The 24,296-nt window shown below is 64.3% G+C and carries 17 protein-coding genes; 8 read left to right on the forward strand and 9 right to left on the reverse strand.

What is annotated here, in order from left to right; translation table 11 throughout:
• Positions 1–88: 88 nt before the first annotated feature.
• The 3 genes from rlmH to KIH81_RS07350 all read right to left on the reverse strand — a co-directional run bounded on the left by rlmH (position 89) and on the right by KIH81_RS07350 (position 2,546).
• The gene (rlmH, locus tag KIH81_RS07340; protein WP_109056759.1) at positions 89–568 is read right to left on the reverse strand and encodes a 23S rRNA (pseudouridine(1915)-N(3))-methyltransferase RlmH; all 480 of its coding nucleotides are present in this window, start codon (positions 566–568) and stop codon (positions 89–91) included.
• Positions 569–810: 242 nt separating this feature from the next.
• Positions 811–1,452 (reverse strand): uracil phosphoribosyltransferase, encoded by a 642-nt coding sequence (upp, locus tag KIH81_RS07345; protein WP_109056760.1) that lies wholly within the window; start codon positions 1,450–1,452, stop codon positions 811–813.
• 41 nt (positions 1,453–1,493) lie between these two features.
• Complete coding sequence (locus tag KIH81_RS07350) at positions 1,494–2,546, reverse strand: LacI family DNA-binding transcriptional regulator (protein WP_214304772.1); 1,053 nt, start codon at positions 2,544–2,546, stop codon at positions 1,494–1,496.
• A gap of 335 nt (positions 2,547–2,881) precedes the next feature.
• Here KIH81_RS07350 and KIH81_RS07355 point away from each other — a divergent pair, with 335 nt between their 5' ends.
• The 4 genes from KIH81_RS07355 (at position 2,882) to KIH81_RS07370 (ending at position 8,716) form a co-directional block, all read left to right on the forward strand.
• The gene (locus tag KIH81_RS07355) at positions 2,882–4,132 is read left to right on the forward strand and encodes a sugar ABC transporter substrate-binding protein (RefSeq protein ID WP_214304773.1); all 1,251 of its coding nucleotides are present in this window, start codon (positions 2,882–2,884) and stop codon (positions 4,130–4,132) included.
• Positions 4,133–4,313: 181 nt separating this feature from the next.
• Positions 4,314–5,528, forward strand: a complete 1,215-nt coding sequence (locus tag KIH81_RS07360; protein WP_214304774.1) for a carbohydrate ABC transporter permease — start codon at positions 4,314–4,316, stop codon at positions 5,526–5,528.
• Between the two features lie 5 nt (positions 5,529–5,533).
• A complete protein-coding gene (locus KIH81_RS07365; RefSeq protein WP_214304775.1) occupies positions 5,534–6,391 on the forward strand; it encodes a carbohydrate ABC transporter permease in 858 nt (285 codons plus the stop codon).
• A gap of 276 nt (positions 6,392–6,667) precedes the next feature.
• Positions 6,668–8,716 carry a glycogen debranching N-terminal domain-containing protein gene (locus tag KIH81_RS07370; protein ID WP_214304776.1) on the forward strand — a complete coding sequence of 683 codons (2,049 nt, stop codon included), beginning with the start codon at positions 6,668–6,670 and terminating at the stop codon, positions 8,714–8,716.
• Between the two features lie 615 nt (positions 8,717–9,331).
• Here the strand turns inward: KIH81_RS07370 and KIH81_RS07375 are convergent.
• The 3 genes from KIH81_RS07375 to KIH81_RS07385 form a co-directional block, all read right to left on the reverse strand.
• Complete coding sequence (locus KIH81_RS07375) at positions 9,332–10,144, reverse strand: hypothetical protein (RefSeq protein ID WP_214304777.1); 813 nt, start codon at positions 10,142–10,144, stop codon at positions 9,332–9,334.
• Complete coding sequence (locus KIH81_RS07380) at positions 10,134–11,357, reverse strand: NUDIX hydrolase (protein WP_214304818.1); 1,224 nt, start codon at positions 11,355–11,357, stop codon at positions 10,134–10,136. The genes KIH81_RS07375 and KIH81_RS07380 overlap by 11 nt, the downstream gene beginning before the upstream one ends.
• Before the next feature lie 197 nt (positions 11,358–11,554).
• Positions 11,555–13,792, reverse strand: a complete 2,238-nt coding sequence (locus KIH81_RS07385) for an RNA degradosome polyphosphate kinase (RefSeq protein WP_214304778.1) — start codon at positions 13,790–13,792, stop codon at positions 11,555–11,557.
• 509 nt (positions 13,793–14,301) lie between these two features.
• Here KIH81_RS07385 and KIH81_RS07390 point away from each other — a divergent pair.
• Positions 14,302–15,780 carry a metallophosphoesterase gene (locus KIH81_RS07390; RefSeq protein WP_214304779.1) on the forward strand — a complete coding sequence of 493 codons (1,479 nt, stop codon included), beginning with the start codon at positions 14,302–14,304 and terminating at the stop codon, positions 15,778–15,780.
• 249 nt (positions 15,781–16,029) lie between these two features.
• On the opposite strand, the gene KIH81_RS07395 is transcribed toward KIH81_RS07390, so the two are convergent.
• Entirely contained in the window at positions 16,030–16,830 is an 801-nt protein-coding gene (locus KIH81_RS07395) for an IclR family transcriptional regulator (protein WP_214304780.1), read from the reverse strand.
• Positions 16,831–17,056: 226 nt separating this feature from the next.
• On the opposite strand from KIH81_RS07395, the gene leuC reads away from it, so the two are divergent.
• Entirely contained in the window at positions 17,057–18,460 is a 1,404-nt protein-coding gene (gene leuC / locus KIH81_RS07400; protein ID WP_214304781.1) for a 3-isopropylmalate dehydratase large subunit, read from the forward strand.
• 158 nt (positions 18,461–18,618) lie between these two features.
• Positions 18,619–19,311 (forward strand): 3-isopropylmalate dehydratase small subunit, encoded by a 693-nt coding sequence (gene leuD, locus KIH81_RS07405; RefSeq protein WP_214304782.1) that lies wholly within the window; start codon positions 18,619–18,621, stop codon positions 19,309–19,311.
• 799 nt (positions 19,312–20,110) lie between these two features.
• Here the strand turns inward: leuD and KIH81_RS07410 are convergent.
• On the reverse strand, positions 20,111–22,384 hold the full coding sequence (locus KIH81_RS07410; protein WP_214304783.1) for a PH domain-containing protein: 2,274 nt from the start codon (positions 22,382–22,384) through the stop codon (positions 20,111–20,113).
• Positions 22,384–22,890 (reverse strand): PH domain-containing protein, encoded by a 507-nt coding sequence (locus KIH81_RS07415; protein ID WP_214304784.1) that lies wholly within the window; start codon positions 22,888–22,890, stop codon positions 22,384–22,386. The genes KIH81_RS07410 and KIH81_RS07415 overlap by 1 nt, the downstream gene beginning before the upstream one ends.
• 443 nt (positions 22,891–23,333) lie before the next feature.
• On the opposite strand from KIH81_RS07415, the gene KIH81_RS07420 reads away from it, so the two are divergent.
• Positions 23,334–24,269, forward strand: coding sequence for a DUF805 domain-containing protein (locus KIH81_RS07420; protein ID WP_214304785.1), 936 nt, complete (start codon positions 23,334–23,336; stop codon positions 24,267–24,269).
• The last annotated feature ends 27 nt before the right edge of the window (positions 24,270–24,296 follow it).

The raw sequence follows: 24,296 nt of genomic DNA on the forward strand, positions 1-24,296 counted from the left end.
TAGGGAGCGAGAATGGCGGAATTCCGCCGATTCGTAAAAACCGCTCCCTACACCATGGGACTTTTACTACACCATGGGTAGGCGCCCGCTACTTGTGATACGGCTCGCCGGCGTTGATCTTATACGCGCGGTAGACCTGCTCGAGCAGGATCACGCGCATGAGCTGGTGCGGGAAGGTCATCTTCGAAAAGCTCAGCTTGAAGTCGGCACGGCGCAGAATCGCGTCGTCAAGTCCGATGGAACCGCCGATCACCAGCTGGATATGGCTGATGCCGCGCAAGCCCAAATCGTTGATTTTCGCGGCCAGCTCCTCGCTGGACAGTTGCTTGCCGTCGATGGCCAGCGCGATCACGAAGGCGTTGTCGCGCAGGTGCTTGGCGATGCGCTCGCCCTCCTTGGCCTTGATTTGCCGCTCCACGCCTTCGGAAGCGTGCTCGGGCGTTTTCTCGTCAGCAACCTCGATGATGTTGAGCTTGCAGTAGCGCGAAAGCCGCTTGGAATATTCGTCGATGGCGTCGCGCAGGTAGCGCTCCTTCACGCGCCCCGGCGCAATGATGTCGATTTGCATATGGTGTTTCCGTCATATTGGCTCCCCTCTCTGAGGGGAGCTGTCACCGTAGGTGACTGAGGGGAGCGCGTCTCGTAAGAACTCCCCTCAGTCCGTTTCACGGACAGCTCCCCTCAGAGAGGGGAGCCAAAAGGTGTCAGCCGATAATCGTGCGGCATTGATTAACGTGTGCGGCCTCAAGGCGCACCGAAGAAAGCGGTACCAAGGTACCGCGACTGAGGAGCAACGCCGAGGACGCTCCGTTAATCGATGACGCCGTAGAGGCGGTCGCCGGCGTCGCCAAGTCCCGGCACGATGTAGCACTTGTCGTTGAGCTTCTCGTCGACCGCGCAGACCACGACCTTGAAGTCGATGGACGGGTCGATGTGCTCCTCGACGTACTTGATGCCCTCCGGGGCGGCGATGATGTTGATGGCGGTGACGTCCTTGGCGCCGCGCTCGGCCAGGTAATGCGTGGCGGCGACCAGCGTGCCGCCGGTGGCGAGCATCGGGTCGATGAGGAAGCACTGACGGCCGGTGAGGTCATCGGGCAGACGGTTCGCGTAGGTGATCTGCTGGGTGGGGTGCTCCTCATCGCGCTTCATGCCGAGGAAGCCCACTTCGGCGGTCGGCAGCAGGCGGGTCATGCCGTCAAGCATGCCCAGACCGGCGCGCAGCACCGGCACGATGATCGGGCGCGGCTCGGCCAGCTTCTTGCCGGTCATCGGGGCGACCGGGGTCTCGATCGGCGTGGACACGACCGACAGGTCGCGGGTGGCCTCGTAGGCCTCGAGCATCACGAGCTCGGAAATGAGCTCGCGGAAGGTGGAGGAGTGGGTGTTCTTGTCGCGCAGCACGGTGAGCTTGTGCTCGACCAGCGGGTGGTTCAAAACGTGAAGTTCCATAGCTCCTAAGCGTAGTCCATGAATCCCGAACCGCCGAACGATCAGCGGATGACCAGGGTCGGCCTGAGCAGTACGTGCCGGTCGTCGGTCGGTGAAGCGTCAGCCGTAACGCCGATTCGCCGACCGTCGGCGGCGTCGTGGCCCGAATGCCCGGCCGCCGGCGCGACGAACTGCTCCTGCGTGATGCGCACGATGTGCCGCGCGCTTTCGATGAGCGGCTGCGCGATGCTGGACAGTCCCATCGAACGCGCGGAAACCGTGTCGTCGAAACCGGTGATGATGATGTCCGTGTCGCTCGGCAGCACGGTGGCCGCGCCGATGGCAAGCGTATCGCTCACGCAGACGATGGCGTCCATGTCCGGCCGCCGGTCCAGCAGCGCGATGCAGGCGGTCTGTCCGGAGAGGATGTCGTTTTTGGCCTCCTCGTAAAGCTGCCCGAGCTCGTCCGGGCCGGCCATGCGCGCGCCCAGCATGGCATCCCTCCAGCCGGCGTATCGATCCATGCCGGTGCCGGACACGCCCGGCCAGCCGATGAATCCGATGTGCTTGCGGCCGTGCAGGATGAGGTGCTGGGTCATCTCCGCGATGCCGTAATGGCCGTCCACGTCCACCCACGGCGTGGCCGGGTCGTTCATATCGTCGGCGCCCCACGGCCGGCCGAACAGCACGAAGGGTTGATGATGCTCGTGTAGCCAGGCGAGTCGTGGATCGTCGTGCGTGGTGTCCGTGAGCACGAAGGAGTCCACGTCACCGCGGGCACGCAGGGCGTCGAACTGGCGGATTTCGTCCTGCTGGGAGTCGGTCTTGTACAGGATCACGCGGATGTCGTTGGCGTCGGCCTCGGTGACGAGCGCGTGCAGGAACCGGTCGTAGACCTGCGAGTAGCTGACCGGCGCGATACCGATGCCGATGGTGTTGCTGCGTTGGGTGCGCAGGCGTCGGGCCGAGGCGTTGGGGGTGTAGTTGAGCCGGTCGATGGAGGCTTCGACCAGTTTGCGCGTGGCCGGTTTGACGATGGAGGGGTTGTTGATGCAGTTGGATACGGTCTGCGGCGAAACGCCGGCGTCCTTGGCAACGTCCTTGATGCTGACCATGGTGTGTCCCTTCATGAGATCGGCTCGGTTGCAAGCCGGGGCGTCGGTGCCTGCCGTGCGGTTCCGTCGTTGGTTCGTTCCAACAAGCGTACCGGATTTGACAGATTTCGGTGTTGGTGTTTATTATATAACCACTTATTAGAACGTAAAAATTCCAGCGAGTGACGTGCAACGTTGATGTCAATCGCCGGAGCTCCCGAGTCTAGCCGCGTATGGACCGAAAGGTTCGCGGTGAAGCTATGGAACAGATTTTGAACGTTCTAATGGGCGCTACAACCGAACAATGGTGATGAAGACATGGACGGGCGCGACGCTCGGAAGGAAAGGACCCCAAGATGAGGAACAGGAACAAGCTCACGATGATCACCGCGGCCTCGGTTGCCGTGCTGACCCTGCTGGCCGGCTGCGGCGGCGGAAGCGGCTTCGATGACAACGCGAGCTCGGACAAGCCCACCAGCGACAGCTCGCAGGAGCTCACTGTGCTGATCGGCTCCTCCGGCGACACCGAGACCAAGGCCGTCAAGGACGCCGTGGCAGCCTGGTCCGAGAAGTCCGGCACCAAGGCCACCGTGCAGGTGGCCAACGACCTGGCCCAGCAGCTTTCCCAGGGCTTCGCCGGCGGTGACCCGGCCGACGTGTTCTACTTGGCCCCCGAGCAGCTCGCCGGCTATGCCTCCAACGGATCCCTCCTGGCCTACGGCGACCAGCTCAAGAACAAGGGCGACTTCTACGACAACCTCCTGCAGACCTTCACCTACGACGGCAAGCTCTACGCGGCCCCGAAGGACGTCTCCACCCTGCAGCTGGTCATCAACACCGACATGTGGTCCGAAGCCGGCCTGACCGACGCCGATTACCCGACCACCTGGGACGAGCTGGCCGACGTGGCCAAGAAGCTCACCAATGACGACCACGTGGGCCTGGCCTTCAACGGCGAGTACGCCCGCATCGGCGTGTTCCTCAAGCAGGCCGGCGGCGGCCTGGTCAGCGACGACGGCTCCAAGGCCATCGCCAACACGGACGAGTCCCTCAAGGGCCTGACGGAAGTCAAGGACCTGCTCGACACCGGCACCGTGAAGTACGCCTCCGACCTCGGCACCGGCTGGGGCGGCGAGGCCTTCGGCTCCAAGAAGGCCGCCATGACCATCGAGGGCAACTGGATCACCGGTGGCCTGTCCGCCGACTACCCGGACGTCAAGTACAAGGTGGTGGCCCTGCCCGAGGGCCCGGCCGGCAAGGGCACCATGCACTTCACCAACGGCTGGGGCATCGCGGCCGACAGCAAGAACCAGCAGGGCGCCATCGACCTCGTCGAGTACCTCACCAGCGACGATGTGGTGATGGGCTTCGCCAAGGCGTTCGGCATCATGCCCGCCACCAAGACCCTCGCCGACACCTGGAAGGGCGAGTTCCCGGATCTCTCCGCCTTCATGGACGGCCTTGACTACTCCGTCACCGTGCCGACCGCCAAGGGCGCCGCCGACGTGGTCACCGACTTCAACGCCCAGCTCGAAGGCCTGAAGACCGGCGATCCCAAGACGATCCTGGACAAGACCCAGACCAACCTCGAAGCCATCCTGCAGTAGTTTCCGCCTGGTGTGTTGGCTCCCCTCTCTGAGGACATTGCCGTGAAGCAAACAGCAGAGCTGTTTGTAGGCAATGTGCGAGACGACAGTCGAGCCAGCAAAACGCGAACGAAGTTCGTCCGCAATTGCAGGAGAGCCAACACACCACACACGGAACCTCCATCAACAAAGGAGTTGAAGCATGTCTGCATCACAGGCGGCAACCCCGCGCAAGGGGCGGGCGCGGAAGGTCCCACGCCAGCACATCGACCGCACGGGCCAGGAGATCTCCGGCTGGCTGTTCTGCCTGCCGATGATCGTGATCCTCGGCGTGTTCATGTTCGTCCCCATCCTCATGGCCCTGTGGGTGAGCGTGTCCGACTGGACCGGCCGCGGCACCCCGTTCGGCGGCAACGTGAGCTTCGTGGGTGCCGAGAACTACACCGACGTCCTCGCCAAGCCGGGACTCGCCCAGAGCGACTTCGGCACGGCCCTGCGCAACAACGCTTGGTACACGCTCATCGTGGTTCCGCTGCAGACGCTCCTCTCCCTGGCGCTCGCGGTGATGCTCAACCGCAAAATCCTCAAGGCCCGCGGCTTCTTCCGTACCGCCTTCTACTTCCCCTCCGTCACCAGCTCCGTGGCCATCACCGTGCTGTGGCTGTTCCTGTTCAACGCGGCCGGCCCGATCAACGCCATGCTCAAGTGGTTCGGCGTCAACGGCCCGAATTGGTTCAACGACCCGCAGGGCATCATCCATCTCCTGCTCGGCGCGTTCGGCGTCAAGAACGGTCCGGCCGCGCTCACCGAGCACAGCTTCCTCGGCGTGAGCGCCTGGGATTGGCTGGCCGGTCCGTCCGTGGCCATGTTCGCCATCATCCTCATGGTGATCTTCACCACCTCCGGCACGTACATGCTCATGTTCATCGCCGCGCTGCAGAGCATCGGCGAGGCCACCGAGGAGGCCGCCATCATGGACGGCGCCACCCCGTGGCAGCGCATGTGGAAGGTCACCGTCCCGCAGCTCAAGCCCACGATCTTCACCGTCGTGACGCTCGGCATCATCGGCACCTGGCAGGTGTTCGACCAGATCTACACCGGCACGCAGGGCGGCCCGGCCAAGACCACCCTCACCACCGCGTACCTCTCCTACAGCGCCGCGTTCAACAGCCAGGAGTGGGGTCGAGGCGCCGCGATCTCCTTCATCCTGTTTGTCATCATCATCGTGATGACCTGGATCCAGCGCTGGGTCATGAAGGACAAGAAGATGTCCCGCCGCAAGCGCGCCGACTACGAGGCCATGAAGGCCGAGGCCCGGTCCATGACCAAGGCCGAGGTCATGTCGCTGGGTGCGTGCCGTGCGGGCAAGCACGCGGCGACCGCGACCGCCACCGCAACAGTCGCAGGAAAGGAGTGACGGCAATGAACAAGACCAACAACGTCTCCTGGTTCAAACGATTCCGCGACAGCGGCGTCATCCTGTACCTCATCCTGATCGTGCTGGCGCTGATCTACATCATGCCGTTCGTCACGCAGGTGGCCACCTCCTTCAAGACCGACGCGGACGCCACCGCCAACCCGGTCTCGTTGGTCCCGGAGATCTGGACGACCGCCGCCTACCAGAAGCTGTTCCTCAACTCCGACTTCCCGGTCTGGTTCAAGAACTCGTTCATCGTGACGATCGTGGTGACCCTCGGCCGCGTCTTCTTCGACTCGCTGGCCGGCTACGCGCTCGCCCGCATCGATTTCCGCGGACGCAACCTCATCTTCAACCTGCTGCTGGCGGTGATGAGCGTGCCGATGGTGGTGCTGCTCATCCCCAAGTTCCTCATCATCAAGTCCCTGGGCATCTACGACAGCTACGCGGGCATGATCCTGCCGCTGCTCATCGACGCCGCCGGTGTGTTCATCATGAAGAACTTCTTCGAATCCATCCCGCGTTCCGTGGAGGAGCAGGCGATGATCGACCGAGCGGGCACCTTCCGCATCTTCTGGTCGATCGTGCTGCCGATGGCCCGACCGGCGCTCGTGACCATCTCGATCCTGTCCTTCCAGGGATCGTGGAACGAGCTCTCGCACTTCATCGTCTCCACGCAGTCCTCGTCGCTGACCACCTTGACCAAGGGCGTGGCCTCGCTCGCCAGCGGCCAGCTCTCGCAGGGCAACCAGTACCCAGTCAAGCTCGCGGCGGCCGTGGTCATGACCATCCCCGTGGCCGTGCTGTTCTTCGTCTTCCAGAAGCAGATCATGAACAGCTCCGAAGGCTCCGTCAAGGAGTAGCGGCGGGCCGGCATGGGCTTATGGCTCCCCTCTTTGAGGACATCGCCGTAAAGCAAACAGTCCAGTGGGCTGTTTGCAGGCGATGTGCGAGCCGACGGGCGAGCCTGATAAACGCGAGCGAAGCTCGTCCCTGATTGCGGCGAGCTGTCAGCGAAGCTGACTGAGGGGAGCCATGTACTAGATCCCTCGCCGATATCCTTCAGTCGTTTTCAGCGACACCCTCAGAGAGAGGGACGCCAATATTCGTAACACTTTTCAATCCCTGGAGAACCAACTATGACCACATCCCAGCAGATCCGACAGCCGTGGATGCACGACATGCGCCCGATCCTCACGGCCCCCGCCCAGCTGTGGGCCGAAGCGGACGGCACGGTCGACGCCTCCGCCCCGCACGCGGGCGCGGCCAATCTCGCCGGCTATTACGTGGGCGACACCCGCATCCTCTCGCGCATCGTGGCTGATGTCAACGGCGAGGCCCCCACGCCGATCGCCTGGAATTCGGCCGCCACCGGACGTAGCATCACCTCGCTCGTGGCCCGCAACATCGACGGCCCCACCGTGGACCCGTCCGTGCGCGTCACCGAAACCCGCGAACTCACGCCCGCCACGCTCGCCGAACGATTCGAAATCGCCAGTGTGCTCACCGAACCGGTCGAACTGGACCTCGCCGTGACCCTGCGCTTCGACATGGCCACGATGCAGGAGATCAAAGGCGGCACCCCGTCCGCCGCGGCCGCAAGCGGACAGGTCGTCATCGCCGTGCCGCACGACGGCAAGGAACCCGCGGCCCACGTGACGTACGGCAGCATCGCCGTCGACGTGACGCCGGACGCTGCGAACGTTGCCAGCGAAACCGACACCCCGGTCCCGACCATCACCGTGGACGGGCTCAACTGCACGTTCGCCTGGCACCTGACCGTACCCGCACGCGGCAGCGTAAGCGTGGGACTCACCATCGCCGTGGACGCCAAGGCCAACGCCGTGACGGCCGCCGCCTCCTCAAGCCCGTGGGCCGACGTCACCGTCCATGCCGCGGACAGCCGCGTGGCCGACTGGGCCAACACCTCCCTGCGCGACCTCGCCGGCCTGCGCATGGCCATTCCGACGCTGCCGGACGACGAGTTCCTGGCCGCCGGAGCGCCCTGGTTCTTTACGCTCTTCGGCCGCGACTCCCTGTGGGCCGCCCGATTCATGCTGCCGCTGACCACCCGCACCGCCATGGGCACCCTGCGTACGCTCGCACACTTCCAGGCCACCGAATCGAATCCGGAGACCAACGCCGACCCCGGCAAGATCATGCACGAACTGCGTGCGGAGACACTGGTGCAGACCGGCGCGTTCGACGACGGCATGCGCCTGCCCCCGCTCTACTACGGCACCATCGACGCCACCCCGCTGTGGATCATCCTGCTCGGCGAGGCGTTGCGCTGGGGTGCGCCCGAGGACGAGGTGCGTGCGCTGCTGCCCAACCTCGAAGCCGCGCTCGCCTGGCTGCGCGACTGGGGCGATTGCGACGGCGACGGCTTCTTGGAGTACATCGACCGCACCGGTCACGGCCTGAGCAACCAGGGCTGGAAGGACTCCGGCGATTCCGTGCGCTGGAATGACGGCCGCATCGCGGACGGTCCCATCGCCCTGTGCGAGGTGCAGGGATACGCCTACCAGGCCGCCATGCTGGGCGCGGACGTGCTGGATCACTTCGGCCGGTCCGGCGCCGATGAATGGCGTGCGTGGGCCGCGCAGCTCAAGACCCGCTTCAACGAACGGTTCTGGGTGGACGACGGCCGCGGCCGATACCCGGCCATCGCGCTGGACAGGGACAAGCGTCCGGTCGACTCGCTCACCAGCAACATCGGTCACCTGCTTGGCACCGGCATCCTGGACGAGGACGGCGTGACAGCGGTGGTCAAACGACTGGTCGGCGATGACATGCTCTCCGGCTACGGCGTGCGCACGATGAGCACGCTCGCCGGCGGATACTGGCCCGAAAGCTACCACTGCGGCTCGGTCTGGGCACACGACAGCGCCATCGTGATGAACGGCCTGCGCGCGGAAGGGTATAAGGCCGAGGCGTTGCAGGTGGCCGAGGGGCTGGTGAGCGCCGCCGCAGCGTTCGGCTTCCAGATTCCCGAGCTGTACTCCGGTGACGCGGGGGAGAACGGCCCGGCGCCCTATCCGGCCGCATGCCATCCGCAGGCCTGGTCCGCGGCCTCGTCTGTCTCCGTGCTCTCGCTGCTGCTCGGCCTTGAGCCGGGGGCCCCGGCCGATGCCGCCACTCCGGCCGATTCGCCGCTCGCGCAGGGTCTGCGTATCGAGCGGGACTAATACCGCCGGACGGCTCCGGGCGGATGAGGGTGCCGGCCTAGTCGGCTTGAAAAAGAGACTGTATGTTCGCGTCCCAACGTGCGTCACGCGAACATACAGTCTCTTTGGGTGTCTGTAAGGACTGTATGTTCGCGACTACCTCGTTGAGCCGCGAACATACAGTCTTCTGCGGCAGGATTGAGCTGAATCCTGCCGTCCGAATCAAAAAACATGGGAAAGCGCCGAACCGCGAAAGCGCCTGTCGGTGTGGGCCAAACCGTAAAGCGGGAAGTCCGGTGGACTTCCCGTAGGTTTGGCCTGAGCGAGCCGATAGGCAAGCGAAGGTGATGCTGGGTCTTCGCGCAGCGAAGTCGATAATTGCAGGACCGAAGGGGCTCGCAGCGGATTGCTTGGCCGACGGTTGGCATGTTGCCTGAAAGTATGGGAAAGCGCCGAACCGCGAAAGCGCCTGTCGGCGCAAGGGCCGCTCGCAGCGGCAATAAATGGAGCCCGGGGCTTAAGCACGGTCCGACGCGACTCACCAGTATAGCGTGCCGTCGGCAGGTGGCACGCCGGCGGCATAGCGGCTTTCCGGTACCGGTAGCCGGTCCAAGAGAAGAAATGGCCGCTTGCGACCTACTCCAACCGTCCGCGACGCCACAGATTCGCGCCATGCGCGAAATCGCGCGCGGTCGCCATGAGATTGGCCCCGGTATGCAGCAGTTTGGCCGCCTTCGCACGCACGGCCTTCTCCTCGTCAGCGGAGGACATACCGCCATTGGCGGTGGCGCGCTCCACCATCCGCTTGGCCTCCACGCGCAATCCCAACGCCACCACGTCGGTGAACGCCGCCGCGCGCTCCAGGGCCACGGCGAAATCGCCCACGAACGCGCCGGACAGAATCGAATCGGCCAGACGCGCGATGTCGTCCTCGGTGGGTGCCTGGTCCACGCCGGCGATGGCGGAGGCCGTGGTGGCCACCGGCTCGCCCACGCGCCACAGCCGGGCGATGGAATCACGATGCGTGCGCATCCACGTGCGCAGCATGTACAGACGCCACAGCACACCGGGCAGCGAATCCGGTTCGGCCTCGCTCCACAGTTCGGCGATCTCATCCACGCCGACCGTCTCCACCAGTGTGAGCACGCGACGCACCACTTCGGGATCCTCGCTGTGCCGCACGCGGTCGAGCAGCGCCGCCGCGGAAAGATGGCTCATCTCGCTGATGGCCTGCGGATCCATGCCGCCGGCTAACCCGTCGGCCACGTTCGGGTCGAGCTGGGCCGGACGCGAGGGACGCAGCGAACCCATGCGCGCGGGGCTGAACGCCGCACCCGCCGAACGCAGGGAGCCGAAGCCCGGTCCGAGCCCGCTGCCGTGCGCGGCATGGGCGGCGGCAGCGGCGGCCGAGGAGTTGGATGAGTCGGGGAACGCGGGTCTAGTAGACAAGTGGGTGAACCTTCTGGATGTCGATGATCTTCGGGCCGTCCGGGCCGGGAATGACGAACAGGGCCATCGCCGTGCCGGTCGGCATGTACGGGGTTTTGGCGATCAGGCGCTTGCCCAGCGAGGGCGAGGCGCACAGTCCGCGCAGATGCTCGAACATACCACCGATCACCGGCCGATGCATGCAGATGGCGGTGGGTTCGCGGCGGGCGAGCATGTATTCGATTTCGCTGAGCAGGCAGTCCCACGCGGCGCCCGGATCCTGCGCATAGGCGTCCTCGGTGAGCGCGTCGAGCGTGACCATGGGCCGGCCGGTCTGCCATGAGAACGTCTGCAGCGTCTCCATACAGCGGATCCACGGCGAGGTGGCCAGTCGCACGGGATTGAAGCAGGCGAGTTCGTAGTTGAGCGCGTAGGCGGCCGCAGCGCCGCGCGGCGTAATGGGACGATTGGCGTCCGTGCCCTTCCACAGCTTGCGCGCCTCGGCCTTGCCGTGCCGCACGATGAGGAACGGCAACGCCTCCAGCGCCCCCTCCTGCACGCGGTCGACGAACAGGGCCAGCATGTCCTTGTCCGTGGAATGGGTGAGCTTCTTGCGCGCCTCCATGGGCGTGAGCCAGACCATTTCGTCGATTTCGCCCACATCCGCGCGGTGCACCGGCCCGAACGACTTGGTGCGCTTGAGATTGTCGATGGGGCTGATGACCGAGACCATCCAGAACTGCACATGCTTGGTGTCCGAGGACAGGTCCTTGGTGTGACGGTGCTTGCTGCCCTCCTCGGACATCGGGTAGGAGACGTCGCCCAGATACGGGCCGAGCGCCACCGGCAGTCCGGTTTCCTCGCCGATCTCGCGCACGGCGGCGTGGCGCGGTGATTCGTTCGGGTCGAGCTTGCCTTTCGGCCAGCTCCAGTCGTCGTACTTCGGCCGGTGCACGATGCACAGCTCGATGCGGTCCAGTACGTTGCCATCGGGGGAGAGACCGTCCTCGCCCCCCGAAATCACGGCGTTCGGGGATGTCGCGTCGGCCGGCGAAGAGGTGACATCGGTGTCATCCGTATGGTTCGCGTGGGTCGTCGGCGCGCTCGGGTCAAGGGGTGAGCCGGAGTCGGCCGGGGGCTGATGGTCGGTGAAGTCGATGGTTTCCGAAGCCGGGCCGCAACCGGCCTTCCACCGGTACAGAATGCCGCCGGCGGCTTCCACGATATGTCTCATTTTGCTGGTACCCATCACTGGTCATTGTAGGGCAAAACCCACTGCCGCTACGTAGTTTTCCGTTATAAAACGACGAAGCCCGGTCCCCGCGGAAGTGCGGGAAACCGGGCAACGTTACGTTCTGTCCACGAACCACTCTAGCAGCGTTTTTCGTGAACGCTCACGCGGGCGGACCGATCAGAATCGATCGGCGCCGCTCAGTTGTGCGCGGCGCGGCGACGGGTGTGCTTGCGGATCAGGTACTCCTGGCTGTCCACCAGCGGACGGCCCTCGTCGTCCTTGGTGTGCAGCACATAGGTGCCGTCGGGCTGCATGTGCCAGCTCACGGTGGAGTCGGCCATCTGCAGGTCCACGTACTTGATGAGCTCATCCACCTGCTCCGGCGCGGTCACGCGCACCAGGGCCTCCACGCGACGGTCGAGGTTGCGGTGCATGAGGTCGGCGGAACCGATGTACACCTCGGGGCCGGAGGCCGGGCCCTCGCCGATCTGCGGGCCGTCCGCGTTGCAGAAGGCGTAGATGCGGGAGTGCTCCAGGAAGCGGCCGAGGATGGAACGCACGCGGATGTTCTCCGAGAGGCCCGGAACGCCCGGCTTCAGGGCGCAGATACCGCGCTCGACGATGTCGATCTTCACGCCGGCTTGCGAGGCGCGGTACAGGGCGTCGATGGTCTTCTCGTCCACGATGGAGTTGACCTTGATCTTGATCCAGGCCTCCTTGCCGGCACGTGCGGCGTCCTCCTCGCGGCGGATGCGCTGGATGATGCCGGAACGCACGGTACGCGGGGCCACCAGCAGGCGGTGGAAGCTGGACTTCGGTGCGTAGCCGGAGAGCTGGTTGAACAGGCGGGTAAGATCCTGGCCCACCACCGGATCGCAGGTCAGCAAGCCCAGATCGGTGTACAGACGGGCGGTCTTCGGGTTGTAGTTACCGGTGCCCACGTGGCAGTAGCGGCGCAGGCCGTCGGCCTCCTGACGCACCACCTCGATGAGCTTGCAGTGGGTCTTCAGGCCCACGATGCCGTACACCACGTGCACGCCGGCGCGTTCGAGCTTGCGGGCCCAGGCGATGTTGGCGTCCTCATCGAAGCGGGCCTTGATCTCCACCAGGGCCAGTACCTGCTTGCCCGCATGCGCGGCGTCGATCAGCGCGTCGATGATCGGGGAGTTGGAGCTGGTTCGGTAGAGCGTCTGCTTGATAGCCAGGACCTTAGGATCCGCAGCAGCCTGCGCCAGAAAGGCCTGCACGGACGTGGAGAACGAGTCGTAGGGGTGGTGCAGCAGGATGTCGCGCTCGCGGATGGCGGCGAAGATGTCCTGTGCGCGGGAGGACTCGACCTCGGCGATCTGGCGGTTCGTGGTGGGCACGAACGGGCGGAACTTCAGGTCCGGACGGTCCACGCCGCCCAGCTCGAAGAGCACGGTCATGTCCAGCGGGCTCGGCAGACGGTAGACCTCGTCCTGGCTCACGCCGAGCTGGTCGGCGAGCAGCTGGGAGAGGAACGGGCTGGTGGAATCGGTGATCTCCAGACGGATCGGCGGTCCGAAGCGACGGCGCAGGAGTTCCTTCTCCATGGCGTTGAGCAGGTTCTCGGCGTCGTCCTCTTCCACGTCGATGTCCTCGTTACGGGTCACGCGGAAGGAGCGGGCCTCCTTGATGATCATGCCCGGGAACAGGGATTCGAGGTGTGCGGCGATGAGCTTCTCCATGGTGATGAAGCCGTAACGCTCGTCCTTGGACTCCTCGTCGGTCATGTCGTCCACGGGCACCAGGCGCGGCAGGTTGCCCGGAATCTTGACGCGGGCGAAGTGGGACTTGCCGGAGGACGGGTTCTCCACGATGACGGCCAGGTTGATGGAGCCGCCGGAGATGTAGGGGAACGGGTGGGCCGGGTCCACGGCGAGCGGGGTCAGGACCGGGAAGACCTGCTGGCGGTAGTAGCGGGAGAGTCGCTCCTGTTCGGCGGAGGTGAGCTTGTCCCACGGCAGCAGGACGATGTGCTCCTTCTCCAGCTCCGGCAGAATCGTGTTGATCACGTAGTGGGCGTGCTCGTCCTGCAGGCGGTGTGCGGTCTCGCTGATGGCGCGCAGCTGCTGGCGCGGGCTCAGGCCGGCGGCGGACGGCACGGCGATGCCGGAATCGATGCGGCGCTTCAGGCCGGCGACGCGGACCATGAAGAACTCGTCAAGGTTCGAGGCGAAGATCGCGGCGAAGTTGGCGCGCTCCAGCAGCGGAGTATCCTCGTTCTCCGCGCACTCCAGCACGCGCTGGTTGAACTTGAGCCAGCTCAGCTCGCGGTCGAAGAAGCGGTCCTGCGGCAGCGGGGCCTCGCCCTCCTGATCGACGCGGCGGTCGTTCTTGTCTGTTTCGGCAATGTGCTCTGCGATTTGGCTTCGCAGAATTGCCTTCGATGGTGCGTCAAATATCTGTGCCATAGCTTATATCGTATGCTTTGGCGTGGTCGGTGAACGGGCTAACGCGCCAGAATTCAACGGCCGTTCATATTGGTGTCGGGGTCCGTGCGGGGTCCGGTGCGCGGGCTGTGTGGGGTCCGGTGCGCGCGGTGTGCGACACGCCGGTGGGAGCAGTGAAACGCACAGAAACGAACATCGGTCGGGTTCGATATGAACGGTTCAGCTCGATTGCCGTGGGAAGTCGTGTCCGATTGCACATTTGCGATAAAAACCGCACAACCGGCGTATGCAGGTTGCAAGAGGCGAGAGGGGTGAATAGATTATGAGGTACAAGAACAACTGAACAGAGCAGAGCCCACAAGTAGTGTATGGTCACGAGGACTGTTACGTTGGACGGGCATTGGAAAGACTTACCGTTACAACGATGATGTTGTGCAGAGATTCTGCTCCAGTAGTTGCTCTTGAGAAGAAAAGGCCCGCTCCGGCGGGCCTTTTCGTTTGTTGCCTGCGGAAACTGTACAGTGGAGGGCATGACGGAAACACAGCGTGCGCCTGAGGGCATGACGAAGCCCCGCATCAAGCCGGCCGACGCCGAAGACGACCGCCCGGTTTCTATCTCCGCGCGCCTCGGGCGCCTGCAATTCCACCATTCCGGCAAGTTCCGCGTGCTGCAGATCGCGGATATCCAGGACGGGCCGAAGATCGCCAAGGACACGATGGCGCTCATCGAGGCCAGCCTTGACGCCACGCGCCCGGATCTGGTGATTTTCTCCGGCAATCAGATCGCCGGCTATGATCCGGCATTCGCGGCCACGTTCCGCAAGCGCCGGTGGCGTGTGGAAGGCGAAGGCTCGGCGGCCGACGACAGCGAGCCCGCCCGTGCCGTCGCTTTGGAGGAGACACGCCAATTGGTGCGCAAGGCCGTCCAGTGCAGTGTGGAACCGCTGGTCAAGCGCGGTATTCCATGGGCGGTGACGTACGGCAATCACGATTTCCAATGTGGTCTGAGCGATGCCGAACTGGACGCCATTTACCGCGAGTTTCCCGGATGCGTGAATCCGGGGCCGTCCGCGGGGTCGTCCGATGAGCACGACGGCGACGGTGACATGGCGATGCGGGAGTCCGGGGATGCGGTAACTCCGGCCGCGCCGGCGAACGGGCTGCTGCCGAAGCAGACCATATATACCTGTGGTCCCGATGGCACCGTCGGCGTCATCGGTGGGCCGGAGACTGTCGATGATGGGGACCCGCCCCCGGCTCCGGCCGCTGACGGCGTGGTGCCGGATGCCGCGCCTTGTGAGCCGGGCACGTTCGCGCTGCCGGTGATGGACGTGGATCGTACGCGCGATGTACTGGGGTTGGTGCTGGTCAACTCCGGCGACTACGCGCACGGCGGCGGCTTCGGCACGCCGTCCGATGCGGCGATGGCTTTCCTGCGCGCGCTGCCGGAACATATCGGGGCCAAGTCGATGGTGTTCCAGCACATGCCGCTGCCGGAGTACTACCAGGTGCTGCGCCCGGTATCTGCCACCGCGGCCTTCGCCATGCAGGGCTACCGCGAGCATGCCAATACCTATTACGTGCTGGATGAGGACAAAACCCAGCTCGGCGGCTATCTGGGAGAGGGCATTTCCTGCCCGGATCGCTCGGGGGAGTTCGCGGTGTTGCGCGACAGCGAAGGATACATCGGCGTCGTGGCCGGGCATGATCATCGCAACGGATTCGTGGGCGAAACCGAGGGCCTGCTGCTCATCGCCACGCCCACCTGCGGTTTCAACACGTATGGTCCGGCACCGGCCAAGCGTGCCACGCGACTCATCGAATTCGACATCCGCCACCCGTACGAGCCGCGCACGCAGCTGCTGGAATTCGGCGAGCTGGTCGGCAAGCCCAGCTCCAAGCGGGCCTACACCTATGCGGTGAACCAGCAGACCCCCGGCGAAGGCGAGGGTGACGATCTGCTGCGCAAGCCATCGCTGTGGAGCCAGCTGACGGGGTTGTTTAAGTAAAAGGAATCGGCCTTCGGCCGATGCGGTATTTCCCGCAGGCTTTGCGCCTGCTCGCCTTCTCTCCCTCAGTCTCACTTCGTTCGACAGCTCCCTCATCAGAGGGAGCCAAGTCTACATATATAGGTCTCGGCTCCCTCTGACGAGGGAGCTCCCGCGAAGCGGGTGAGGGAGAGAAGAGGAGCAGCGTCAGCTGCGGGAATCCAGCATCGGCCGAAGGTCGATTCCTTATGTATCTATATGTACATCGCCTCAGCGCACGGCCTTGACCAGCGCCTCGGTCAAGTACTTGCCGGCGGCCATGACCAGCGGCGCGTAGCGGCGGCCGGGGGCGGCGCCCATACGGCCGGTCGGGCCGGAGATGGAGATGGCGGCGATGACCTGGCCGGAAGCGTTGCGAATCGGCGCGGAGATGGAGCACACGCCGTCCTCACGCTCGTTCACGGACTCGGCCCAACCGCGCTTGCGCACGGCGGCCAGCTTGGTGGCGGTGAACTTGGCGTGGCGCAGACCCTGATGCAGACGGTCGGAATCCTCCCAGGCCAGCAGGATCTGGGCGGCGGAACCGGCCTCCATGGAGAGCATGGCGCCCACCGGGATGGAATCACGCAGGCCGGAGGCGCGCTCCACGGCCGCGATGCACACGCGCTGGTCGCCCTGACGGCGGTAGATCTGCGCTGACTCGCCGGTGCGGTCGAGCAGGGTGCGCAGAATCGGGCCGGCGGCGGTGAGCAGTCGGTCCTCGCCGGCGGCCGCGGCCAGCTCGGCGAAACGGGAGCCTAGGACGAAGCGGCCGTGCTGGTCGCGCAGCACGAAACGGTGGCGCTCCAGCGCGATCGCCAGACGATGTGCAGTCGGGCGGGCCAGACCGGTGGCCGCCACGAGCTGGCCCAGCGTGGAGGGGCCGGACTCAAGGGCATCGAGAATCTTTACGGTTTTATCAAGTACGCCAACACCGGAATGAATCTCCCCGTCATCCTTCGGGGTGGCCTCTTCAATCGGCTCAGATTCGGTCAGGCTGTGGTCGAGCGGTTCTTCTAGGGAATCAGTCATAATAATGGCGATTATGCCATCTCACATAGTGAAATAGCAAATCGGGGAAGAGTCTCACAAAGTGACCACCGGAAACGAGACGAATCACATGCGCCCCGAAAGCCGTTATGGGCCGTATCTCAATATCCGGCCTGCTTGTGGCTGCCCCAAAAATCTCCCCTTAGGCTATTACCACGAACAAGGCGCGAACACAATACCTCGCGCGGAATTTTTTGGAGGAAACGCTATGGGAACGACACTGGCCGAGAAGGTCTGGGCCGATCATCTGGTGCGCAAGGGCAGCGACGGCGCGCCCGATCTGCTGTACATCGACCTGATGCTCATGCACGAGGTCACCAGCCCGCAGGCATTCGAGGGTCTGCGCCTGGCTGGCCGCAAGCCGCGCCACGTCGATCAGCTCATCGCCACCGAGGACCACAACACCCCGACCGTTGACATCGATCGTCCGAATCCGGACAAGACCAGCGCGCTGCAGCTGAGCACGCTGGAGAAGAACTGCAAGGAATTCGGCGTGCGCCTGCATCCGCTGGGCGACGCCGATCAGGGTATCGTGCACGCCTTCGCCCCGATTCTGGGTCTCACCCAGCCGGGCATGACCATCGTGTGCGGCGACTCGCACACCTCCACGCATGGCGCGTTCGGCGCGCTGGCGTTCGGCATCGGCACCTCCGAGGTCGAGCACGTGATGGCCACGCAGACCCTGTCCTTGAAGCCGTTCAAGACCATGGCCATCAACGTCAACGGCAAGCTGCCGGCGGACGCCACGGCCAAGGACATCATCTTGGCCATCATCGCCAAGATCGGCACCGGCGGTGGCCAGGGCTACGTCATCGAGTACCGCGGCGAGGCCATCCGCAACCTCACCATGGACGAGCGCATGACCGTGTGCAACATGTCCATCGAGGCGGGTGCCCGTGCCGGCATGATCGCGCCGGACGAGACCACGTTCGAATACCTCAAGGGCCGTCCGCACGCGCCGGAAGGCGAGCTGTGGGACAAGGCCGTGGCGTACTGGAAGACGCTCAAGACCGATGACGACGCCGTGTTCGACAAGGTGGTGGACATCGACGCCACCAAGCTCGGCCCCTACGTGACCTGGGGCACCAACCCCGGCCAGGGTCTGCCGATCACCGCCGACGTGCCGGATCCCGCCACGATCGCCGACGCGACTGAACGTTCCGCCGCCGAGCGCGCCATCAAGTACATGGGCCTCAAGCCCGGCATGCCTATCAAGGACATCGCCGTGGACACCGTGTTCATCGGCTCCTGCACCAACGGCCGCATCGACGACCTGCGTCAGGCCGCGGCGATCATGAAGGGCCATCACAAGGCCGATTCCATCCACCGCGTGCTTGTGGTGCCGGCCTCCTCCCGCGTGCGTCTGGAGGCGGAGAAGGAGGGCCTTGACAAGGTGTTCAAGGACTTCGGCGCCGAATGGCGCAACGCCGGTTGCTCGATGTGCCTGGGCATGAACCCGGACAAGCTCGTGCCGAACGAGCGCTCCATCTCGACCTCGAACCGCAACTTCGAGGGCCGTCAGGGCAAGGGCTCGCGTACGCATCTGGCCTCTCCGGCTGTGGCCGCCGCCACTGCCATCCGCGGCACGATCTCCTCTCCCGCCGATCTGTAACTGCTTCTTGTGGCTCCCCTCTTTTGAGGGGAGCCGGCCGCGGGGCGGACTGAGGGAGTCTCGGTTAGCTCCGCGAGGTCGATTCCCTCAGTCGTCTGCGACGACAGCTCCCCTGTGGAAAGGGAGCCGGATATTCCAGATATGTAAGGACTTTGATTATGGAAAAACTCACTACCCTGACCGGCGTGGGCGTGCCGCTGCGTCGCTCCAACGTGGACACCGACCAGATCATCCCGGCCGTGTTCCTGAAGCGCGTGACCAAGACCGGCTTCGATGACGCCCTCTTCTACGCATGGCGCCGCGACCCGAACTTCGTGCTCAACCAGCCGGAGTACGCCGGCAAGGGCCAGATTCTGGTGGCCGGCCCCGAATTCGGCATCGGCTCCTCCCGCGAGCATGCTGTGTGGGCGCTGCATGACTACGGTTTCCGCGTGGTCATCGCGCCAAGTTTCGCCGACATCTTCTATGGCAACACCGCCAAGAACGGCGTGCTGGCCGCCATCATGCCGCAGGAATCCGTCGAACTGCTGTGGAAGCTGCTGGAGGAGGAGCCGGGCCGCGAGATGACCGTCTCGCTGGAGACCCGCACCGTCACCTGCGGCGACGTGACCCTGCCGTTCGAAGTGAACGACTACACCCGTTGGCGCCTGATGAACGGCTACGACGACATCGACTTGACGCTTCAGCACGAGGACGACATCGCCGCCTACGAAAAGATGCGCGCCGAGAAGTTCCCCTTCAAGCCCAAGACCATCCCCGCCAAGCACTGGGCCGAAGAGCCCATCCAGTCCGCCCGCGAGCCGGAGGAAGGTAATTGGGCGGGGCCGTTGGCTGATCGCGGCATCATCTAGCCGCGATCAGCCTGCTGAGAGTCCGGTGGACTCTCAGCAGGCCCCGCGCCGAGCCGCGACAGCCGGCGAGGCCAACACTGAGCCTCGCTCGCAGAGCGAGTCCGTAATTGCAGGACCGGGCCCGTTGGCCAATGATCCATTTAAAGCCTTCACCCTCCGGGCTTTCCCGGCCGGTGAAGGCTATTTCGTAGGCTCTGTTAAACCAAGATTGACATGCTCCGTCATCTTGGCTCCCCTTGTCAGGACATTGCCGTGAAGCAAACAGCGGAGCTGTTTGTAGGCGATATGCGAGATGACAGTCGAGCCAACAGACTGCGAATGAAGTTCGTCCTCAATCGCAGGACGAGCCGTCGGCGAAGCCGACTGAGGGGTAGTCCGGCGGAATTCATGTCAATCTTGGTTTAACAGAGCCTTTTCGTATCCTCTTTCACATCGCGATTGACACGGCATCCTACTGACCGCCCCTCAGCCGGTTTCGCCGACAGCCCCTTTGCTTAGGGACGCCAAGAAAAAGTATGCAATCGTGGTGAATGGAGCCTTCTCGCACTCACTCTCCCCAGATACCTCCCGCAGCGTCCGAAACCCGCCAGAACGGCGCAACTTCTAGCACATTCCGGACGCCAGAAGTCAGATTCGAGTCCGTTTTCTGCTAGAACCCCGTCGCTTCTAGCAGGAAACTGACGCTGAACAGACGATTTGCGTCCGGAATGTGCTAGGAGAGTGGCATTCCTAGCAGGAAACGGCCGCTGAGAGGGCAATCTGCGCCCGAAACCTGTCGGTCTTGCGCTGCGGACAGGGCTTATCCCTCCATCCACCGCTCCAGCGCATCGGCATCGGCACGCCGCAGGAACATGAACCGCAGCGAATCGATGTCGTTCATCACGAACAGGGACATCTGGACCCGCTCGATGCCGCGTGGCTCCCGCCACAACGTGGTGGACCGCGTAATCGACTGCACGCGCGACCTCGTGGTTATGGCCGTATACCGTGCGAGCCGGGTCGCGCCGGTCACTACGATCCGGTTTTTCGGCGTGACCATCTGGCCGTCCGTTCCGCAACCATATGAGGGAACATGCGTGCCATGGGATGTGGATTCTGATGCAGCCCGGCTGTCCGCGCCATTTGAGGCAGCGGTATCACCGTCGCTGGCATGGATGCCATCGTTATTGCCGTACGCCGCATCCGGCAGCAGCGCATACCCCTCCTCGCGTGACTTCAGCCATCGTCCGCCGGCCCACCACAAGCCGATGGCAATAGGCGCGATTATGAGCCACCATGGCCATCCCGATCCCGGAATCGCGGCCGCCGCGCGGAAAGCCGGCGCCGCGTCGGCATCCGAGCCGAGCCAGACCAGCGCCGTCACCGCCAACGTAATCATCACCGGCATCGTGAGGTAATAACGGAGCAACCCGCGGCCGGTGTACCGGATGACCGGACCTGTCGCAGACTCCGGCTTCGGCCGCCGCGCGGCCCGCGCTGTGTGAACACCGCCGTCCGGGCCGACGGACGCGCCGGCGGTCTGTACAACCGAACCGTATGTTCCGGCCCGCACGACCGGTTCGCGCATGTCCCACTCCGGCAGCATCGCGTGCAGCACGTCATAGACCCGGCGCGTGCCGATCACCGGCAGGATACGCGACGCCGAAATGGCTCCTTCCTCGTTCCCGCCGGTGGCCGAGGAACTCAGCCCCAACCCCACCGAACACAGGCCGAATGGCCGACGCAACAGCGACTGCCGGACAATCACCGTCTGGATACGACTGACCGGAATCGTGGATGTGCGGCGCGTGAACAGGCCGCGCACCACCACCAGATCGTCGCCGCGACGCCACACCTCGAAACCATAGAATCGCAGCAACGAAGTCACGATGCTCACCAGCATGAGCAGCATCATGCAGGCCAGTACCGCCAGCACAATCGAAAGCAGACCACTGGCCGCCACGGCGCTCACCGACCGTTCGGCATCGCGCACCCAGCTTTGCGGCACGATTTCCTGCACCTGTTGCACGAAGCCGTACACCACGAACGCGGCGGCCAGGAATCCGATATCGGTGACGGCGAACAGCAGGATGTCCTTCACCGAGGCACGGAACACCGGAGCTTGGCTGCGTAGGTCCGCAGGTGCCGCGGGCTTGCCCATGCACGCGATGGGGCTGGCCGTGTAGGTCGGGTCGTATCCGGTGCCGTGGTTTGGCGGGAGCGCCTCCGTGCGAACGTTGTCTCCGGGAGTGCCGGGCATAGGCAGGTCCGAGGAACCGTCGGTGATGCCGTTGACGGTGGTGTCGGCGGTGGCGGTATTGACGGCTTGTCGAGCGTCGTGTGGAATTTGAAGACTACCAATGTTCGCCGCCCGTCCTGTGCGGGCCTGCGCGCGTCGGCTCTCCAACTCCAGTTGCAGCGTCGCCGGCACCGCGTCCAATCGGATATCCGTATCCGCCGCGCCGGCCGCCGAAACGGTGAGCCGCACCACGCCGAACGGCTGCAGATACACCGGCGACGAACTGTTGATGGCATGAATCGAGCCGTAACTGATGGTCCGGTGCTTGCGGAAGAACAGGCCCGACTTGAAGGACAGCCCGTCATCACCCAGACGGTAGCGGGTGGTCAGCCATTCGATGACGGGCGGGATGAGCACGACCACGATGGCTGACGCCAAGGCCAGCGCGATCATCGGGACGCTCAGATGACGTCGCAGGATCACCAGGAACGTGATGAACAGACCGATGATGCCGCGCACCGAGGAGACCGTCGCCACGATGAGTCCGGCCGGGTGCAGCATGCGCCAGTCGTCGCCGAAGCGGTCATCGCCGGGCCGATTGTTGCCGTGGGGCCGATTGCGGGGGAGACTGGTGTTGGTGTTGGTGTTGGTGTTGGTGTTGGTGTTGGTGTTGGTGTTGGTGCTGGTGCTGGTGTCAGGATCGATTGTGCTGGCGCCGGCACTACCCGTGGCGTTGTCCGTGGTATCTACGGTATGATCCACGGTGCCGTGTGTATCGTCATTGGTCTCGATGGCATCGCCCGCAACGACGGGATCTCCCACGCGCGAAGGAACGCCGTATCCGCCGCCCGCCATCACAGGTCGTCCTTCGCTTCGGCCACGCGCTCGGTGATGAGCGCCACCATGCGCTCCGCCTCGTCGGTGTCCAGTGCGGCGATCTCATGCTCGTCGGCGGCCGTGTGCACCACCACTGTGGTCAAGCCGAAATGCCGCTGCACCGGGTTCTGCTTGGTGTCCACGTGCTGCACGCGCGTATATGGCGTGGTGGTGGAGCGGCGGAACAGCCAACCTTTGCGGGTGGCGAGGTCTCGTTCGCCGATGCGGAACCGCGTGAAGGCATACAGATACTTGGTCTGCAGCGGTTGGGTGGCGAGGTCCAGCACCGCATAGGCCACGGCCAGCGCCACGATGAGCCGCTGCCAGAATCCCCACCAGCCATTCGTCATGCATACGATTGCGACCACGGCGCAGACCGCCAGCCAGATGGCGCAGTGGATCGCCTCGTTGATGAGCCACACCGTGCATACGCGCGGTGGCAACGGCCGCCAGCCGGATTCCTCGGATTCCTGTTGCGCGTTCATCGCGTCCCCTTTCGCCAATGCTCTGTCCGACCAAGATTGACATGGGTCCTTTATTCTTGGCTTCCCTTGTCAGGACATCGCCGTGAAGCAAACAGCGGAGCTGTTTGCAGGCAATGTGCGAGACGACAGTCGAGCCAACAGACTGCGAACGAAGTTCGTCCTCAATTGCAGGACGAGCTGTCGGCGGAGCCGACTGAGGGGTAGTCAGACATGGGCTCATGTCAATCTTGGTTTAACAGAGTCTTCGCCAATGCTCCGGTATTCCAAGGCCGACAGCCTTTATTCTTGGCTCCCCTGGGCTGCTGCCGTCAATCCGTAACCCCCACTGTATCCGACGCGATTATGCTCTGCGGGGAGCGGTACACAGATGTTGACGGGCGCGGCTGCCGGCTGGACGAACCGGTCCTGATGCGGTTGAGTGGAGTCATCACAAGGAAGGAAGCATGATGGGCAATCCCGAACCGAATCCACAAGCCGATCAGGCGTGGCATCAGGCATATGAAGCTCCGGGTGTCTCACCGAATCCGTATGTGACGCCGAACCCGTACACGACGGCGAATCCGTATGAGGCGCCGAACCCGTATGTGACGGCGAATCCGCAGCCGTTGCAGTCGTCGCCGCAACTGCCGCCACAGCCATCACAGCACGGCAAGCAATGGCGGCTGCGCGACGAACCGCCGCTGTGGGCCCCGTGGTACGGCATCGGCTTCTGGCGGGCCGTCACACGATGCTTCCGCAAGACGTTCATCTACCATGGCCGCGCCTCACGCAGCGAATATTGGTGGGTTTGGTTGTTCACCCTGTTGTTGTCCGGCGTGCTGGGCGCGGCGGCGTACGGCATAGGGCTCGCCATCGGGCTGAGCGGTGCTGAGGATCCGTCCACGCTCAGCTCGCCGTTGGAGGACTTCATCAGCAACGCGACGATAATCGCACAACTGGCGATGCTCGTGCCGACCATCTCGCTGTCCATCCGTCGCCTGCACGACGAGAACCGCCGTGGATGGTGGCTGCTACTGCCCACGATGCTGCAGGTCGCCGCGGTGTTCACGCTGTTCGTCGTGATCATCGCCGCGGGAGTGTCCGGCGGTGGCTCCGATACGGCCATCGGGCAGGGCTTGGTCGCGGGCATGCTGGCGTTCTTCGGCATGTACCTGCTGTCCGGGCTGGCGTCGGTCGTGCTGATGATCGGGCCCAGCGATCCCCGCGGCGTGCGGTTCGACCGTCCGGGCGGGCGGCGTCATGAGCGCGGCGATCGATGGAATGGCGGATGGCAAACGGCCGAATCCGCAGCCGAACGTCGTACCCGCCCGGTCCGTGGGTGCCGCGGTACAGCCGGGGTCCGGCGCGATGCCTCAGTGATAACGTTCGCGATTTGCTAGCGGAACACAGTCGCTTCATGGGATGCG

It is taken from the genome of Bifidobacterium miconisargentati (genome assembly GCF_019331675.1).
In the GTDB taxonomy this organism is placed as follows: domain Bacteria; phylum Actinomycetota; class Actinomycetes; order Actinomycetales; family Bifidobacteriaceae; genus Bifidobacterium; species Bifidobacterium miconisargentati.

Coding starts and splice junctions, on each gene's coding strand:
- KIH81_RS07390 (WP_214304779.1), top strand. CDS start 14,302: ATGACGGAAACACAGCGTGCGCCTGAGGGCATGACGAAGCCCCGCATC.
- leuD (WP_214304782.1), top strand. CDS start 18,619: ATGGAAAAACTCACTACCCTGACCGGCGTGGGCGTGCCGCTGCGTCGC.
- upp (WP_109056760.1), bottom strand. CDS start 1,452: ATGGAACTTCACGTTTTGAACCACCCGCTGGTCGAGCACAAGCTCACC.
- KIH81_RS07370 (WP_214304776.1), top strand. CDS start 6,668: ATGACCACATCCCAGCAGATCCGACAGCCGTGGATGCACGACATGCGC.
- KIH81_RS07380 (WP_214304818.1), bottom strand. CDS start 11,357: ATGAGACATATCGTGGAAGCCGCCGGCGGCATTCTGTACCGGTGGAAG.
- KIH81_RS07420 (WP_214304785.1), top strand. CDS start 23,334: ATGATGGGCAATCCCGAACCGAATCCACAAGCCGATCAGGCGTGGCAT.
- KIH81_RS07410 (WP_214304783.1), bottom strand. CDS start 22,384: ATGGCGGGCGGCGGATACGGCGTTCCTTCGCGCGTGGGAGATCCCGTC.
- KIH81_RS07350 (WP_214304772.1), bottom strand. CDS start 2,546: ATGGTCAGCATCAAGGACGTTGCCAAGGACGCCGGCGTTTCGCCGCAG.
- KIH81_RS07365 (WP_214304775.1), top strand. CDS start 5,534: ATGAACAAGACCAACAACGTCTCCTGGTTCAAACGATTCCGCGACAGC.
- KIH81_RS07355 (WP_214304773.1), top strand. CDS start 2,882: ATGAGGAACAGGAACAAGCTCACGATGATCACCGCGGCCTCGGTTGCC.
- KIH81_RS07395 (WP_214304780.1), bottom strand. CDS start 16,830: ATGACTGATTCCCTAGAAGAACCGCTCGACCACAGCCTGACCGAATCT.
- leuC (WP_214304781.1), top strand. CDS start 17,057: ATGGGAACGACACTGGCCGAGAAGGTCTGGGCCGATCATCTGGTGCGC.
- KIH81_RS07415 (WP_214304784.1), bottom strand. CDS start 22,890: ATGAACGCGCAACAGGAATCCGAGGAATCCGGCTGGCGGCCGTTGCCA.
- rlmH (WP_109056759.1), bottom strand. CDS start 568: ATGCAAATCGACATCATTGCGCCGGGGCGCGTGAAGGAGCGCTACCTG.
- KIH81_RS07360 (WP_214304774.1), top strand. CDS start 4,314: ATGTCTGCATCACAGGCGGCAACCCCGCGCAAGGGGCGGGCGCGGAAG.
- KIH81_RS07385 (WP_214304778.1), bottom strand. CDS start 13,792: ATGGCACAGATATTTGACGCACCATCGAAGGCAATTCTGCGAAGCCAA.